The sequence below is a fragment of the Pseudooceanicola sp. DL12 genome (assembly GCF_056270665.1).
On record NZ_CM149884.1, the window covers coordinates 2,123,608 to 2,140,467 of the forward strand.

Sequence of the window (16,860 nt, forward strand, 5' to 3'; positions counted from 1 at the left end):
GGCCAGGGCCGCATTGGCGGCGCTGGCCGAAGGCGGTCTGTCAGCCGACTTTTACATTGTGCTTGCGCGCCATCCAGGTCTTGGCGGTCTCGACCGCCACGGCGGCGTCGCGGCAATAGGCGTCGGCACCGATGGCCGCACCGAACTCCTCGTTCAGCGGCGCACCGCCCACCAGGACGATGTAATCCTCGCGAATGCCCTGTTCCTTCATCGTGTCGATGACGACCTTCATATAGGGCATCGTGGTGGTCAACAGCGCGGACATGCCGATGATGTCGGCGTTCTCTTTCGCTGCGGCATCCAGATAATTCTCGACCGCGTTGTTGATGCCGAGGTCGACGATCTCGAATCCGGCGCCTTCCATCATCATGGCGACGAGGTTCTTGCCGATGTCGTGGATGTCGCCCTTGACCGTACCGATGACCATCTTGCCAATCGTGGGGGCGCCCGTCTCGACCAGGAGCGGCTTCAGGATCGACATGCCGCCCTTCATCGCGTTCGCCGCAAGGAGTACCTCGGGCACGAAGAGGATCCCGTCGCGGAAATCGTTGCCCACGATGGTCATGCCTGCAACCAGGGCCTTGGTGAGGATGTCGTAGGGTGTCCAGCCGCGGTCGAGCAGGATGCGTGTGGCCTCCTCGATCTCTTCTTTCAGACCGTCGTAGAGGTCGTCCATCATCTGCTGGGTCAGTTCGTCGTCATCCAGCTCGGACAGGATGATATCGTCTTCTTCGTCGGACATGTGATTTCCTGTGTCTTGGTTGCGCGCCTTTGCTGTCAGCCTTGTCTGAAACCAGAGGATCGACTTTCCGGAAACCGACAGATCGCGCGATACTGCCGACTTATACAGGCTCAGACGGAAAGAAATATTGAAAAAAATTCATGGAGATCATGGGGCGGCGGTAGTATGTTCGCCTTATGTTCTCAACCGAGTCTCATCCGATGGAAGCGAAACGACGCAAGGGGCGCGCCGCGGGCAGCAATGCCACCGGCAGATACGAACGATTTGAGCGTGTGCCCGATAATTTTGATTGGGAAGTCATAGAGGATGATGACCGCGTGCTGCGCACCGAGGTGACCGAAGAGATCGCCCGCAGCATGATCACGTACAACCGCTCGCCGGACCTGCCCTTTGACCGGTCGATCAACCCCTATCGCGGCTGCGAACACGGCTGCATCTATTGCTTCGCGCGCCCGACGCATGCCTACCTCGGGCTCTCTGCCGGGCTGGATTTCGAGACGCGCCTTGTTGCGCGGCCGAATGCGGCAGAGGTGCTCTCGCGCGAGTTGGGGCGGCGCAGCTATAGCGTGGCCCCAATCGCAATCGGCACGAATACAGATCCATATCAACCCGTTGAAAAGGCGCGTGGTATCATGCGCGAGTGTCTGGAGGTTCTGCTGGAGTACCGGCACCCGGTCGCCATCGTCAGCAAGGGCACTGGGATCCTTCGCGACGTCGATATCCTGCGCAAGATGGCGAAGCTGGGCCTCGTGCGGGTCGGGATATCGGTCACGACCCTGGACCGCGATATCTCCCGCAAGATGGAGCCGAGGGTGCCCGCCCCGGAAAAGCGGCTCGAGGTGATCCGCAAGCTGGCGCGTGCGGGTATCCCGGTGCGCGCGATGGTTTCTCCCGTGGTTCCCGGACTGACCGACGCCGAGGTGGAGGAGATCCTGGAGGCCTGTGCCAGGGCGGGGGCGACGTCGGCGAGCTGGATCATGCTGCGCCTGCCACGTGAGGTATCTCCACTGTTTCAGGACTGGCTCGCAGAGCACTACCCGGATCGGGCCAAGCGCGTGATGACCCGGCTGAAGGAAATGCACGGCGGCAAGGAGTATGACGCGGAATGGCATCGGAGGATGCGTGGAGAAGGCGCCTATGCCGCAATGATCAATCAGCGGTTTCGTGCTGCCGCCCGCCGGCTTGGCCTTGATCGTGCGCAGCCGGAGCTGCGGTGCGACCTGTTTCGCGTGCCGGTGAAGCCCGGGGAGCAGCTGAGCCTGTTCTGAGCGAGGGCGCTCTGCATCAGAAATGAAAAACGCCCCGTAAGGGGCGCTTTTGAAGGTATATTTAGAATTCAGCCGCGACGGCGACGGGTGGCGCGCCGGGCCGGGGCGTCGGACTGATCGCCGGTTCCGTCTGTTGCCGAAGAGAAGCCGCCAAGCTTGGCCGCGATCTCGTCCAGCGTGGGACGCGGGCCGCGGGGACGCATCGAGAGTGCTTCGTGCATCTTCTCGAGGTGCTGGGGCATCGTCCCGCAGCAGCCGCCAATGATCGTGGCGCCACAGTCTCGGGCCATCACGGCGTATTCGCCCATCAGCTCGGGCGTGCCGTCATAGTGGATATGGCCGTCCTCGTATTTCGGGATGCCGGCATTGCCCTTGGCGATGATTGGCCGCTCGACGCCCATGGCCGAGAAGCCGAGCACGGTGCGGAGCAGGTCGGACGCGCCGACACCACAGTTGGCGCCATAGGCGATCGGCGGATTTTCCAGTTTTTCCACCATCTTGACCATGGCTTCGGAAGTCACGCCCATCATCGTGCGCCCGGCGGTATCAAAGCTCATGGTGCCGCACCAGGGCATGTCGGCCAGCTTGAAGGCCTCGGCGGCCGCGCGGTATTCCTCGGGGGCAGAAATGGTTTCGAGCCAGAGCACATCGGCTCCGCCCTCCTTCAGGCCTTCCGCCTGCTGGTGGAAGATCTCGACCGCGACCTCGTGAGTCAGCGGGCCCATGGGGGCCATGATCTCGCCGGTGGGGCCGACGGAGCCGGCCACGACGACCGGCCGGCCGGCCTTGTCGGCCACCTCGCGGCCCAATTCTGCGGATATGCGCGACAGCTCGCCGGCGCGCTTCTCGGCGCCGTGCAGTTTCAGGCGCGAGGCATTGCCCCCGAAGGAATTGGTCAGAAAGATGTCGGACCCCGCATCAACGGCCATCTGGTACAGCTTCTTGATGCGGTCCGGGTGCTCCTCGTTCCACATTTCGGGTGCGTCGCCCGAGCTGAGCCCCATGTTGAAGAGGTTGGTGCCGGTGGCGCCATCGGCCATCAGCCAGTCCCGGGTCTCCAGCAGGCGGGAGAGGGCATTCGTCATAACGGACTCCTTGCGGTTTCTCTCGGCTGCGCTTCTCACATGGGGGCAGCCGGGGCAATCCCGCGTCCGTCATACGCGTCATCGTCGCTGGTTGAAAGGGGATCAGCGGTTTCCGCGGGCCTGCGCATGGCCAGGGCGAGGTCGATCGCGCCCAGAATAAGCGACAGATGCGATGGTGCGGCCATGTAGAGCGGGGCACGGCGCGGGGCAAAGCTCTCCTTGAAGCGGGTCAAGCCGTCGCCACCGGATTTCCGGGCAATGAGATCGCGCAGCCGCGCGAGCATTGGCGGCTCACCGGGCACATCCCTTGCCGGAATGGCTGCAAGCGAGAGCGGCTGGCCGGCCTCGGCGGCATCCTTGATGGCGGCGGTAATCAGCAGGTGCATGGTACCATCTGGCAGGCCCGGGCCATGGCGCATGAGGTCCAGGCACATCTCGTTGTGGTTGGCGTGGAAGGTGACATAGGCGATCAGTTCATCCTCGGCCCAGGCGCAATAGACGCGCTGTCGCGCCACGTAGGACGGGGCAAAGCGACCGGTGGACAGCCCGCGCGCAAGGCCGTGCGCCTCCTTCCAGGCGGTGTCGAGACGCGCCATGCAGGCCAGGGGCAGATCCTCCGGAGAGGTAATGGTGACGCCGGCCTTTTCCGCATGACGCAACTTGCGGCGCAGCTGACGGTGGCGCGGTCCGTCGAGGGAAAACCCTGCCGTGTCGACGATGGCCTCGTCGGCAACGCGGGCGACCTTCCAGCCTGAGGAACGGGCCTGAAGTGTCTGACGTGCAGAACTTTTGTAGACTATGGGCATGCGGTTGCTGCTGCGGGCGGCGGCGGCGAGCCGTGGCAGAAGCGGGGCAAGGTTGCCCGCGAGCGGATCGAAGAGGAGGGTCAGGCTCTGCGGTGTCGCGACGACGATGCCGCCGGATTGCGCGCAGCCCAGAAGTCGGGCGCCGTTCTGGCGGGCAATGCCGCATTCCGAACGCGGCGCGTGGTCGAGGAGCAGTTCCGGCACGGTGCGGGGAACGCGATGGCGCTCCTGCGGCTCGGCCGCGTTGCGGGTGCGCAGCACGTGGCCAGCGGCCAGGAGCGCGGGAATTGCATAGTAGATCAAGCGGAAGGCCAGGATGCCGGCCATCATCTCGCTTTCGGGAAGCATGGGCAGCAGCGCCAGCATCGTCAGCTCGAAGGGGCCGACGCCACCGGGCGTGCCGGCAAAGAGACCGGCGCCGAGGGCAAGCAGGAAGGCGGGCAGCAGCTGTGTGAAGGCGATGCCGTCCGGCAGCAGGATATGCAGGGCGAGCGCGGCCGCCACGGTGTCGACCAGGGCAAAGAAGGTGATGCCGCTCATCGCCTGGATCGATGGCAGGCGCAGGCGCCAGCGGGAAAACCGCATCTCGGGGACGAGGAGGCTGACACCGGGCAGGAGAAAGCCGAGGGCAAGCGCCGAAAGGGCCATCCAGCCGGGCAGGAAGCTGGGCGCGAAAGCCAGGCAGGCAAGGGCCGCGATCACGGCCCAAGCCATCAGGAAGGAGGCGGCGACGGCGGCGGTGACCTGTGCGGCGCGGACGGGCCCGAGACCCGGCAGCAACCGCCAGCGCGCCAAGGTGCCGGTCAGCACGCCGAGGCCCAGCACCTGGGCCAGCGCAATGGAGGACATGCCTGAAAGCTGGGCCTCGCGTTCCGACACGCCGGTGCGGAGGTGGCGATGGATGAGGGCATCATACCGCCCGAGGGCCCAGAAACTGACCGTTGTGGCAAGGCCGGCGGACATCCATTCCACAGGGGTAACTGCGCGGAATGATTGCCACATGAGCACCGGATCGAGGGAATGCAGGCGCTGAGCGAGCAACCAGAGGCAGCCAATCCCGATTGCAAGGGGCACCACCGTGCGCACCCATCCCCGTCGGGCCCGCAGACGCGCGCCGATAGCCAAGCTCATGACGTTTCCCCTTCCACACTCAAGGGACAGGGGTACGCAGCGTTTATTGCCGACAGCTTAATTCAAGGCCAGCGAAACCCGTCGAATTGGACAAAGCCAAGCCGATATGCGCTGGAGGCGCGCGCCTTGAATTGGTGAATGTTATTTACAATCAATGTCGTGCATGGTGACGTTAATCTGGATCGTAAGCCACGGATTGTTGCGCCATCGACAGTTCCGCGATCATCCGGGCCTCGATCGAGGGTGCATCGGCCAGGCCCTCGAGATCCTGCGCCAGACGCGCCTTCAGAACCGCTTCGCCATCGGCACCAAAGGCGAGGGCCTGAAGGTCGGCGAGGTAGAGCCCGGCCTCTTCACCGGTCTTTCCAAGCAACCCGGCCGCCCAGAGGCCCATGGCACGGTTGCGGCGCGCGCGGGCGCGGAAGCGGATTTCCTCGTCGTGTACATACTTGGCTTCAAAGGCTTTCTCGCGGTCGTCGAAGGTCGTCATATGGTCGTCTCCCTTGATGGATACATGACGGGTTGGCGGGCAGCGCGCCGCAATCCTAACGCGAAAATTCACGGCGGCCCAGCCTTTCCGGTGCCGCACTGCGCCTTGAAAGCAAGGCATCCGCAAGGGCTCGCTTGCCCCGATGCGCCCCATGATCTAAGAGGGCGAAAAGGCGAGACTCTCTCGCCCCCAGAGAAGAGGCCGCAAGCCCATGGCGCGACGCAAGAAAATCTACGAAGGCAAGGCAAAGATCCTCTACGAAGGCCCGGAACCGGGAACGATTGTCCAGTATTTCAAGGATGATGCCACTGCCTTCAACGCCCAGAAAAAGGACGTGATCGAGGGCAAGGGGGTTCTGAACAATCGCCTCTCCGAATTTTTCATGACGGGCCTCAACAACATCGGCGTGCCGACGCACTTCATTCGCAGGCTGAACATGCGCGAGCAATTGTGCCGCAGCTGCGAGATCATTCCGCTGGAAGTGATCGTGCGCAACTTTGCCGCCGGCTCGCTCTCCAAGCGCCTGGGGATCGAGGAAGGCACGCCGCTGCCGCGCCCGATCGTGGAATACTGCTTCAAGAATGACGAACTTGGCGACCCGCTGGTCACCGAGGAACATATCGCCGCCTTCGGCTGGGCCAGCCAGCAGGACATGGACGATATCGTGCACCTCGCGCTCAGGGTCAACGACTTCATGTCGGGCATCATGATGGCGGTCGGCATCAAGCTGGTCGACTTCAAGATCGAGATCGGCCGCGTTTACGAAGGCGACTTCCAACGCCTTGTCGTTGCTGATGAAATCAGTCCCGACAGCTGCCGCCTCTGGGATGTGGAATCCGGTGCGCACCTCGACAAGGACGTGTTCCGCCGCGACCTGGGCAGCCTGACGGACGCCTATGCAGAAGTGGCCCGCCGCCTGGGCGTGATGCCGAAGAATACCGGGCCGTCCAAGCCCACGCTGATCAACTGAAGGAGCCCTGCCGATGAAGGCCCGCGTTCATGTCATGCTGAAAAACGGCGTTCTCGACCCCCAGGGTGAGGCCGTGCGCCATGCCCTCGGAGCCCTTGGGTTCGACGGCGTCGAAGGGGTCCGCCAGGGCAAGGTGATCGAGCTGGACCTGGCCGAGGGCACCAGCGAGGAAACGGTGAAGGACATGTGCGAGAAGCTGCTCGCCAACACCGTGATCGAGAGCTACACGGTCGAGCTGGCCTGAGGCAACCCCGGGGGCTATCCTCGGGGCGAAGCGACCCGAAATCGACAGATCCACGTCTTGGGAAGACCCCGCGGCAAACCGGCCGGCGGGGTCTTTTCGTGATTCGTGTTAACGCATTGAAATCGGCGCATTCCAACGTCGGTATTACGTCGGTATTTTGGCGGTATCGCGTCGGTGCGGTTTCGGGCGCCGGGCCGGTTAACACAGCGCACGCAGCCCGGCCGAATGCGCAGGATCCGGGTCGGCCCGGGGCGGGAACCGGTGGCATCCTTGCGGTCTGGAAACCGACGGAGAGAGACATGACAACCTATCGCGGAATTTCATCCGAGCATGCCCGCGCCCTGCGGGCCGGCGCCCCCGATGACAACGGCCAGCCGGCGGAGCGGATCGCCAATCCCTGGAGCGCTGCGCCGTGCCGCCACTGCCTGCGGCAGATCCCGCAGGGGGCAGAGATGCTGGTCTTCGGCCTGCGCCCCTTCCGCGGGCTGCACCCCTATGCCGAGACCGGGCCGGCCTTTCTCTGCGCGGCGGACTGCGCCCCCGGGACGGCGCAGCATTTGTCCGACGAGCTGACCACCGCGCCGGACTACCTGGTCAAGGCCTATGGCGCGGACGAGCGCATCATCTACGGCACCGGACAGGTGACGCCGGTGCCGGCGATCGCGGGCTATGTCGATGCGCTGCTGGCGCGGCGAGAGGTGGCCTTCGTCGACATCCGCTCGGCGCGCAACAACTGCTGGCAGGCCCGGGTCACCCGGACCTGAGCGGGGCCGGTCATGACCGGGCCGGAACCGATCCGGAGCTGGGCAGAACCGGGCGGCTCTTTCATCTGGCCGGAAATATCCCGGGGGAGGCAGGCCGCGCCTGCCGGGGGCAGAGCCCCCATGGAGGCCGTTCAGGGCCCCCGGCGATCTCCGCCGCCCCCGGGGCGCTTCGGGGTTGATCGCGCGGGCGCTTGCGGGGTAAGAGCGCCTCATATTCTTCAGCGCCGTACCAGCATCGGAGTGCCGCCATGAAAGCCGCCGTCCTCGTCTTTCCCGGGTCCAACTGCGACCGTGACCTGCAGGTCGCCCTGACGCGTGCGGGGGCCGATGTGACGATGGTCTGGCACAAGGAGGCCGATCTGCCCGAGGGCGTGGATATCGTCGGCGTGCCGGGCGGCTTTTCCTATGGTGACTACCTGCGCTGCGGGGCCATCGCGGCGAATTCGCCGATCTGCGGCTCGCTGAAGCGGCACGTGGAGCGGGGCGGCTATGCCCTCGGCGTCTGCAACGGCTTCCAGATCCTGACGGAAACCCGGATCCTGCCGGGGGCGCTGCTGCGCAATGCCGGGCTGAAGTACATCTGTCGCCATGTGCCGCTGACGGTGCGCACCTCGGACAGCATCTTTACCCGCGGCTACAACGCCGGGGCGCAGATCTCGATCCCGATCGCGCACCACGACGGCAACTACCAGGCCGATGCCGAGCTGCGCGCCCAGCTGGAGGCCGAGGACCGGATCGCCTTTACCTATGACGAGAACCCCAACGGCTCGGCCGGCGACATCGCCGGCGTGCTGAGCGCGAACCGCCGGGTGCTGGGCATGATGCCCCATCCCGAACGGGCCGCCGACGAGGCCCATGGCGGCACTGACGGCCTGCCGCTGTTCTCCGGGATCATGGAGGCGCTGGTCTCTGCCTGACGCGGCTGACCGGGGCTGAAGAGGTGATTGGGCCTGAAGGGGCCAGAGTGGCAGCTCGTCCAAGCCAAGATGCGCGGTGCCCCGAGAGGTGCCGCGTTTTGCATTTCCGCCTCCTGGCAGAGCTGAAGACACGGGCGAGCGGGACAAAAGCAAGTTCTTGATCGCAATTGAATTTGCGAAAACTTTGCAAATCCCGCATGAGGTCTTTGCAGATTTTCGAGCCCAGATTGCAAAACGCAACAGGGTAGTTTGCAAACTGAGGGTCCGCGCAGGCGGGCCGAGAAAACAAGGACGGATTGCCATGCGCTATCTGCTGTGTCGGCCAAGGGGCGGATTCAATGATTGCATGGTGCAGATCGCGCTCTGCCGGGACTATGCCGCGCGCCATCACCGGGCGCTGATCGTCGACACCACCCAGAGCGGGCTGCACGATCCGCTGTCGCGGTATTTCACGCCGCTGGACGGCTTCGACGTGCCCTTCCTCGAGCTGACGGAGGACCTGCTTGCGGAGCTGAACGCGCTCGATGACGTGCAGCCGGCGGCGGTGGCCCATCGCCTCGACAGCTACGAGACGAGGTTTTCCGAGGGCAACTATCGCCTGGTGGAGAGCGGCACGCTGATGTCCTTTGACCATGGGCGCGACCACCCCGAGACGCTGCTGGTGCAGGAACAATGCCGCGGCGGGATCGAGAGCCTGCTGGCGCTGCAGCACCTGGCGCTGACCCGCCCGGCGGCGGATGCCCTGGCGCGGCGGCTGCTGTCGCTGGGGGCGGATTACGATGCGGTGCATGTGCGGCACAGTGATTATCGCAGTGATTTCGAAGGGTTCCTGGCCTGGATCGCACCGGCGGTGCAGGGGCGACGGCTGTTGCTGTGCACCGACAGCCACGAGGTGCAGCAGGTCGCACGCGGGCTGCTGACAGGCTGTGCCGAGGTGGTGACCCTGGCGGATGTGCCCGACACCGGCGGGACGCCGCTGCACGAGCTGGAGGGCGGCGACGTCTGGGGGCGGAACCTGGAGATGCTGGCGGATCTGATGGCGCTGGCCGGGGGCAGGAGGCTCTACTTCGGGTCGGTCAGCGGCGGTGGTGACGACAAGGTCACCGGCGTGGTCTCGGGGTTTTCCCAGCTGGCGGAGGCCCTGCGGCGCAATCCGCAGGTGCTGGTCCGGCTCTTTTCAAATGCCAGCCCGGATCTGCGCGATCCGCTGGTGGCGCAGATCGGGGGCGCCGGCCGCCGGCCGTTGAGCGCGGCGCAACGGCTTGCCGCGCTGCGCCTGCGGCTGACGCGCGAGCGCCAGGACCCGGCGCTCGCGCAAAACCTGCGGGGCACCGCGCGCACCCTGCGGCGCTTCCGCCGCAAGCGGCGGCTCTGGCTGGGCTGACCGGAGCCGGGGACGCGCCCCGGGGGAGCGCGCCGGGCCGGTCATGGCGGTGCAGGCGGCATAGGCGGCGCCTCGCCCATGGCGGCACGGCGGACGTTCACCTTGACGTCAGGCGACCTTGAGCGGAGGCGCGCCCCGGCGTAATCTGCCGCAATGGCAGGCAGAGAGAGAAAAGCGGGGCGTCCCGGACGCATGATATCCTGGCGCGCGAGGCTGGCCCTCGGCGTGTTCCTGGTGCTTGTCGTCACGGTGGTCCTGGTGACCAACGCCATGCTGATGAACCGTTTCACCGAGACCACGCGCAACCGCGCGGAACTGCGGCTGGCGCTCTTTGGCGCCAACCTGGTGAGCGAGCTGCGCCGCAACTCGATCGTGCCGCAGCTGCTGGCGCGCGACCCCGAGCTGATCGGGGCGCTGAATTCCGGCGATTACTCGCGCTCGACCCAGCGGCTGATCAGCTTTGTCGACGAGATCGGCGCTGCCAGCCTGATGCTGCTGGATCAGGACGGGCGCACGGTGGCGGCGACGGATCGCAACCGCCTGGGCGAGAACCACCGCAACGACAGCGTCTATGTCGAGGCGCTGAGATCGAACGATACGGTCTTTGCGGTCGAGCCGCGGGATTCCGGCGGCTACCTCTTCACCTACTCCCGGCGGATCGAGCAGAACAACCAGCCCATCGGCGTGATCGTCGTGGAGGTGGACCTGCAGAAGTTCGAGCGCGCCTGGGCGGGGATTTCCGACGCGCTGCTGGTGATGGACAGCCAGGGCAACATCATCCTGTCGACCGAGCCGCTCTGGCGCGGGCTGACGGAGCAGCAGGCGGTGGCGCGCGAGACCCCCAACAGCGCCATCGAGCGCGCGCTGCTGGCCACGACCGACTGGGCCAGCGATGCGGATGGCTACCTGCAGGGCGAGGCGGTGATGCGGGTGACCTCGCGCATCCCGTTCCGCGGCTGGCAGGTGGCGAGCTATACCACCTATCAGTCCGTCCGCGAGAAGGTGAACGGGGTGATCGCGCTCGAGATCATGGGATTCGCCATCCTGCTGGCGCTGGCCTTCTATGCGCTGAGCCGCAAGACGATGCTGCGGATGGCGCTGTTCCAGCGCGAGTCGGCGGATCTTCGCGCACTCAACGAGCGACTGCAGCGGGAGATCGCCGAGCGCGAACGGATGGAGAAATCGCTCGAGGTGGCGGAACAGACCCTGGCCCAGAGCCAGAAGCTGGCGGCGCTCGGCGAGATGTCGGCGGCGGTGAGCCACGAGCTGAACCAGCCGCTGGCGGCAATGAAGACCTACCTGGCGGGCGCCATGCTGCTGCTGCGCCGCAACCGGCCCGACGAGGCGCTCTCGAGCTTCTCGCGCATCGACGACCTGATCGGGCGGATGGGGTCCATCACGCGGCAGCTGAAGAGCTATGCCAGCAAGGGCGGAGACAGCTTTGGCCCTGTAAACGTTGGGGATGCGCTGGCCTCGGCCCTGTCGATGATGGAGCCGCAGCTGCGCCAGCGCAAGGTGCGCATCACCCGCGCCCTGCCGGAGAAACCGGTGATGGTCATGGCCGACCGGGTGCGCCTCGAACAGGTGATGATCAACCTGCTGCGCAATGCGCTCGACGCCACGGCGAGCGTGGAGGATGCCCAGGTGGACATCCTGCTGTCGGCGGGGGAAACCGCCACGCTGACCGTGCGCGACAACGGCTATGGCATCCAGGATCTGGATGCGCTGTTCGAGCCTTTCTACACCACCAAGCAGCCCGGAGAGGGGGTCGGACTGGGCCTTGCCATCTCCTCGGGCATCGTCAACGACCTCGGCGGACGCCTCACGGCGCGGAACGCCGAAGGGGGTGGGGCTGTTTTTGAAGTACAGCTTCCTATCTTGTCTGAAGAAATAGAAGCCGCAGAATAATCCGGAGCGGAGTAGATTATGCAAAAAGCCATGAAGATCGCGATCGTCGATGACGAACAGGACATGCGTCAGTCGATCAGCCAGTGGCTGGCCCTGTCGGGCTATGACACCGAGACCTTCCCGAGCGCCGAGGAGGCGCTGAAGAAGCTGGGGCCGGATTACCCCGGTATCGTGATCAGCGACATCAAGATGCCCGGCATGGACGGCATGGCCTTCCTGAAGAAGCTGATGGGCAGCGACAGCTCTCTGCCGGTGATCATGATCACCGGGCACGGCGACGTGCCGATGGCGGTCGAGGCGATGCGGCTGGGGGCCTTCGATTTCCTCGAAAAGCCCTTCAACCCCGACAAGATGACGGCGCTGGCCAAGAAGGCCGCCAATGCCCGCCGCCTGACCATGGACAACCGCCAGCTGCGCAAGGAGCTCTCGGACGGCGGCCAGATCATGAAGAAGCTGATCGGCACCTCGCCGGCGATGGAGCGGCTGAAGGAGGATATCCTCGACCTCGGCCAGGCCGACGGGCATGTGCTGATCGACGGCGAGACCGGCACCGGCAAGACGCTGGTGGCCCATGCGCTGCATGCGGTCGGCGCGCGCGCCGGCAAGAAATTCGTGCTGGTCAGCTGCGCGGCGCTGGAGGAGGACCAGCTGTCGAAGCGGCTCTTCGGCCCGATGATGCCCGAGGACAGCCAGCTGCCCGCAATAGAGGAGGCCCGCGGCGGCACCCTGGTGCTGGAAGACATCGAGGCGCTTTCGGACAGCCTGCAGGCGCGGCTGCTCTCGGTCATCAACGAGCAGGGCATGCCGGGCGAGACGCGGATCGTGGCGATCTCGAACCTGCAGGAGCAGGACCGCACCTGCGAGGACGTGCTGCGCCCCGACCTGTTCTATCGGCTGGCGGCGCTGCGCATCACCGTGCCGCCGCTGCGCCAGCGCGGCGAGGACATCCTGGCGCTGTTCACCCGCCTGTCGGAGCAGTTTGCCGATGAATATGGCTGCGAGACTCCCGAAGTCTCGGCCCAGGAGGCGGCGCAGCTGCTGCAGGCGCCCTGGCCCGGGAACGTGCGCCAGCTGATCAATGTGGCCGAACGGGCGGTGCTGCAGTCGCGCCGCGGCTCGGGCACCATCGCCAGCCTGCTGATGAGCGACCACGAGGAAATGCAGCCGGTGATGACCACCGAGGGCAAGCCTCTGAAGGAATACGTGGAAGCCTTCGAGCGCATGCTGATCGACAACACCATGCGCCGCCACAAGGGCTCGATCGCCAGCGTGATGGAGGAGCTGTGCCTGCCGCGCCGGACCCTGAACGAGAAGATGGCGAAATACGGGCTGCAGCGGGCCGATTACCTGCAGTGAGGTAAGGGGGCTCTGCCCCCGCCGCGCGTGCCGCGCGTCTCCCCCGGGATATTTCGGGCCAGATGACGGGGGCCAGATGACGGGGGCCAGATGACGGGGGAGCGTCACGCTCTTCATCATCTGGCCATAAATATCCCCGCCGGAGGCTCCCGAGGCCCGGGCCTGGGCCGACAGTCGAGAAAAGGGCGCCACGGTGACGGCGCCCTTTTTTCGTATCGCGGATCCTGGCGTCATCCGCGGCCGGCCGCCGGGGAGGCGCACCGGGCGGTCCCGACGCGGTTTGCGCGCGCGAGAGCGGGAATGTGCCGCATTTTTTTGCGCCCTCGTGCCCCTGCACGGACGGGGTGGCAGGAAGTGGCCGGTGGCGCGCGGGCAGGGCGCGGAAAGACGCGCCTGGGCTGTTTGGAGGCCGTCCCGCATGGGCTGTGGCGGGGAAGACGCGGGGTGCCAAGGGTGCGGGATATTGCCGGGCCGGGGTGCCGTGACGGCAGGAAAACGCGCCTCGCGTCACGGTTGTGTGATTTTCCTCATTGTCAACAGGCACCTCTGCACCTTATGTTCATGAAACGGTCTTAGGGCATTCCCGGACCGAGAGAGTTTCGCTGACGAGGGGCGCGCAGGACGCAAAGCCCGCCCCCGAGTCAGACCGATTGAACCCCGAAAGGGGTTTGCGCATCGCCGGAGGGCCCGAGGGCCTGCCCGGTAAAGAATGGGCGGCGTGCCCTCTGCGAACGGCCTTCCCGACGAGGAGTGGCACGCGCGGGGAGCGCCGCTGGAGAAGAAACGCAATGAGGCGTGTGAGGATCGAGACAGGAAGATGGGGGGCCGCATGCGGTACCTCAGTCCATGTCGTCGCCGCCGCCTTGATTGCCCCTGACAGTCGCAGCTTCCGAACCCTCGCACCTCCGGGTGGCGGGGGCGCAGGCTGTGCATATGGAACCAATGGCAAAGAAGATGCTTATCGATGCCACACACGCCGAAGAAACGCGTGTCGTGGTCGTGGACGGCAACAAGGTCGAGGAATTCGACTTTGAATCCGAGAACAAACGCCAGCTAGCTGGCAACATTTACCTGGCAAAGGTCACGCGGGTCGAACCCTCGCTGCAGGCCGCCTTCATCGACTATGGCGGCAACCGCCATGGCTTCCTGGCCTTTTCGGAAATTCATCCCGATTACTACCAGATCCCCGTCGCCGACCGCGAGGCGTTGATGGAGGAAGAGCGTGCCTATGCCGAGGCGATGAGGGCGCGTGACGAGGAAGACGAGAAGCCGAAGAAACGGCGCTCGCGATCCAAGGCAAAGGCCGAGGATGCCACCAGCGACGACGCCAAGGTGAGCCAGGACATCGAGGGGATGGAGACCATCGACCTCGACGAGGGCGAAGACGGCGCATCTGAGACCGTGGACGAGGGCAGCTCGCCCATGGAGACGGTCAAGGACACCCCGGTCGAGGAACCGGAAGAGGCGGCCTCGGATGACGAGGATGGCGCCGAGGATGACCTGTCCGATGACGATGGCGACGAGGATGACGACGAGGACGATCAGTCCGGTCGTGGCCGGTCGCGTCGCCGCAAGGATGCGGGTCAGAAGGACAGCGAGATCGAGAGCGTCGCCGAAGAGGACGACCACGAGGACATCCGTCGCGTCCGCAAGCCGCGCCCCAAGCGCTACAAGATCCAGGAAGTGATCAAGGTGCGTCAGATCCTGCTGGTGCAGGTGGTCAAGGAAGAACGCGGCAACAAGGGTGCCGCGCTGACGACCTACCTGTCGCTGGCCGGCCGCTACTGCGTGCTGATGCCGAACACCGCCCGTGGCGGCGGCATTTCCCGCAAGATCACCAATGCGGTGGACCGCAAGAAGCTGAAGGAGATCGCCGCCGAGATCGACGTGCCCTCGGGCGCGGGCCTGATCGTGCGCACCGCCGGTGCCAAGCGGACGAAATCCGAGATCAAGCGCGACTATGAATACCTGCAGCGGATGTGGGAACAGATCCGCGAGCTGACGCTGCAGTCGATCGCGCCGGCGAAGATCTATGAGGAAGGCGACCTGATCAAGCGCTCGATCCGCGACCTCTACTCGCGCGAGATCGACGAGGTTCTGGTAGAAGGCGAGCGGGGCTACCGCAATGCCAAGGACTTCATGAAGATGATCATGCCGTCCCACGCCAAGAACGTGAAGAACTATACCGAGGCGCTGCCGCTGTTTGCGCGCTACCAGGTGGAAAGCTACCTGTCGGGCATGTTCAACCCGGTGGTGCAGCTGAAATCCGGCGGCTACATCGTGATCGGCGTGACCGAGGCCCTGGTGGCCATCGACGTCAACTCCGGCCGCGCCACCAAGGAAGGCTCGATCGAGGAGACCGCGACCAAGACCAACCTGGAGGCGGCCGAGGAGGTCGCGCGCCAGCTGCGTCTGCGCGACCTTGCGGGCCTGATCGTCATCGACTTCATCGACATGGACGAGCGCAAGAACAACCTCGCCGTCGAGAAGCGGATGAAGGACAAGCTGAAGACCGACCGCGCCCGCATCCAGGTGGGCCGGATCTCGGGCTTCGGGCTGATGGAAATGTCGCGTCAGCGTCTGCGCCCCGGCATGATCGAGGCCACGACCCAGCCTTGCGCGCATTGCCACGGCACCGGGTTGATCCGCTCCGACGACAACATGGCGCTGAACATCCTGCGCCAGATCGAGGAAGAGGGCACCCGCCGCCGCACCCGCGAAGTGCTGGTCAAGGTGCCGGTGGGCATCGCCAACTACCTGATGAACCAGAAGCGCGAGCATGTCGCGCAGATCGAAGCGCGCTATGGCATGGCCGTGCGCATCGAGGGCGAGCCACACCTGGTCAGCCCCGACTTCGAGATGGAGAAGTTCAAGACCGCCACCCGCAAGGTCGCCGAGGTGACCCATGTGATCTCGGCCGACGGCTCGCTCATGGAAGGCCTGGACGAGGCGGAGGAGATCGAGGATCAGGTCGAGGAGGAGTCGGACGAGACCGAAGCCCCCGCGGCCGGCGCCGAGACCACCGAGGAACAGCCGAAGCCCAAACGCCGTCGGCGCCGTCGGCGGAAGAAGAAATCCGGCAACGGCGAGGATCAGAACGGCTCTGGTGACGACGCCATGGCCGGCGAGAACGGCGAGACCAACGGTCAGGGCGGCGACAGCGGCGCCGAAGCCGGCGCAGGGGCGGCCTCCGAGGCGGCCGAAGCGCCCGCAGAGGACAGTGCGGAGAGCGCCGTCGAAAACAACGCCGCGACCGGCGAAGCGGCGAGCGAGGGAGACGGCGATGCGCCGAAGCCCCGGCGCAAGCGCAGCCGGTCCCGCAAGCCGAAGGTGACCGAGGCGGAAGCGGCCTCCGAAGAGGGCGCCAAGCCCACCGAGGAGACGCCCGCAGAGGAGACTGTAGCAGGGAACGGCCCGGCGGTTGTCGAAACCGCAGTCGAGACGCCGGTTGAAGCCCCGGCGGAAACTGCGGCCGAAGCTCCGGCCGAAGCTCCGGTTGCCGCAGAGGCGCCCGCCGCTCCGGAAGCCCCGGCAGAGGTCGAAGCGGTGGCGGAAGAGGTGACCGAAGCCCCTGAGGCCGAAGCGCAAGCCGCCGAATCCGAGGCCGAAGTGCAAGCGGAGGCGACCGCCGAAGAGCCGGCAGCCGAGACCGAGGCCGAGGCCGAGGAGGCCCCGCAGGAGGCCGAAGCGGAACGCCAGCCCGAGCCGGTGACGGAAGGGGCGGCCAATGCCGCGGACGAGCCGACCAAGCCGAAGAAACGCGGCTGGTGGTCGCGCGGCTGAGCCCGCCAAACT

General features: G+C 65.6%; 13 protein-coding genes. 9 read left to right on the forward strand and 4 right to left on the reverse strand.

What is annotated here, in order from left to right; translation table 11 throughout:
* Nucleotides 1–40: 40 nt before the first annotated feature.
* Nucleotides 41–742 (reverse strand): corrinoid protein, encoded by a 702-nt coding sequence (locus tag AC0WR5_RS09975; protein WP_475868728.1) that lies wholly within the window; start codon nt 740–742, stop codon nt 41–43.
* A gap of 200 nt (nt 743–942) precedes the next feature.
* Here AC0WR5_RS09975 and AC0WR5_RS09980 point away from each other — a divergent pair, with 200 nt between their 5' ends.
* Nucleotides 943–2,010 (forward strand): PA0069 family radical SAM protein, encoded by a 1,068-nt coding sequence (locus tag AC0WR5_RS09980; protein WP_475868729.1) that lies wholly within the window; start codon nt 943–945, stop codon nt 2,008–2,010.
* A 68-nt stretch (nt 2,011–2,078) separates the two neighbouring features.
* On the opposite strand, the gene bmt is transcribed toward AC0WR5_RS09980, so the two are convergent.
* The 3 genes from bmt to AC0WR5_RS09995 all read right to left on the reverse strand — a co-directional run bounded on the left by bmt (nt 2,079) and on the right by AC0WR5_RS09995 (nt 5,522).
* Nucleotides 2,079–3,095 carry a betaine--homocysteine S-methyltransferase gene (bmt, locus tag AC0WR5_RS09985; protein ID WP_475868731.1) on the reverse strand — a complete coding sequence of 339 codons (1,017 nt, stop codon included), beginning with the start codon at nt 3,093–3,095 and terminating at the stop codon, nt 2,079–2,081.
* 35 nt (nt 3,096–3,130) lie between these two features.
* Complete coding sequence (locus tag AC0WR5_RS09990; RefSeq protein WP_475868733.1) at nt 3,131–5,032, reverse strand: phosphatidylglycerol lysyltransferase domain-containing protein; 1,902 nt, start codon at nt 5,030–5,032, stop codon at nt 3,131–3,133.
* A gap of 172 nt (nt 5,033–5,204) precedes the next feature.
* Nucleotides 5,205–5,522, reverse strand: coding sequence for an ATPase inhibitor subunit zeta (locus AC0WR5_RS09995; RefSeq protein ID WP_475868735.1), 318 nt, complete (start codon nt 5,520–5,522; stop codon nt 5,205–5,207).
* Between the two features lie 211 nt (nt 5,523–5,733).
* On the opposite strand from AC0WR5_RS09995, the gene purC reads away from it, so the two are divergent.
* The 8 genes from purC (at nt 5,734) to AC0WR5_RS10035 (ending at nt 16,848) form a co-directional block, all read left to right on the forward strand.
* Nucleotides 5,734–6,492: a phosphoribosylaminoimidazolesuccinocarboxamide synthase gene (gene purC, locus AC0WR5_RS10000; RefSeq protein ID WP_475868737.1), complete on the forward strand. Its 759-nt coding sequence runs from the start codon at nt 5,734–5,736 to the stop codon at nt 6,490–6,492.
* A gap of 13 nt (nt 6,493–6,505) precedes the next feature.
* Nucleotides 6,506–6,736, forward strand: coding sequence for a phosphoribosylformylglycinamidine synthase subunit PurS (gene purS, locus AC0WR5_RS10005; protein ID WP_475868739.1), 231 nt, complete (start codon nt 6,506–6,508; stop codon nt 6,734–6,736).
* Between the two features lie 299 nt (nt 6,737–7,035).
* The gene (locus tag AC0WR5_RS10010) at nt 7,036–7,500 is read left to right on the forward strand and encodes a DUF1203 domain-containing protein (RefSeq protein WP_475868741.1); all 465 of its coding nucleotides are present in this window, start codon (nt 7,036–7,038) and stop codon (nt 7,498–7,500) included.
* Nucleotides 7,501–7,748: 248 nt separating this feature from the next.
* The gene (purQ, locus tag AC0WR5_RS10015) at nt 7,749–8,417 is read left to right on the forward strand and encodes a phosphoribosylformylglycinamidine synthase subunit PurQ (protein ID WP_475868743.1); all 669 of its coding nucleotides are present in this window, start codon (nt 7,749–7,751) and stop codon (nt 8,415–8,417) included.
* Nucleotides 8,418–8,718: 301 nt separating this feature from the next.
* Nucleotides 8,719–9,801 (forward strand): hypothetical protein, encoded by a 1,083-nt coding sequence (locus AC0WR5_RS10020; protein WP_475868745.1) that lies wholly within the window; start codon nt 8,719–8,721, stop codon nt 9,799–9,801.
* 192 nt (nt 9,802–9,993) lie between these two features.
* Complete coding sequence (locus tag AC0WR5_RS10025; protein ID WP_475868746.1) at nt 9,994–11,709, forward strand: sensor histidine kinase; 1,716 nt, start codon at nt 9,994–9,996, stop codon at nt 11,707–11,709.
* 18 nt (nt 11,710–11,727) lie between these two features.
* Nucleotides 11,728–13,065, forward strand: a complete 1,338-nt coding sequence (locus AC0WR5_RS10030; protein ID WP_475868747.1) for a sigma-54-dependent transcriptional regulator — start codon at nt 11,728–11,730, stop codon at nt 13,063–13,065.
* Nucleotides 13,066–14,007: 942 nt separating this feature from the next.
* Entirely contained in the window at nt 14,008–16,848 is a 2,841-nt protein-coding gene (locus AC0WR5_RS10035) for an Rne/Rng family ribonuclease (protein ID WP_475868749.1), read from the forward strand.
* Nucleotides 16,849–16,860: the final 12 nt, after the last annotated feature.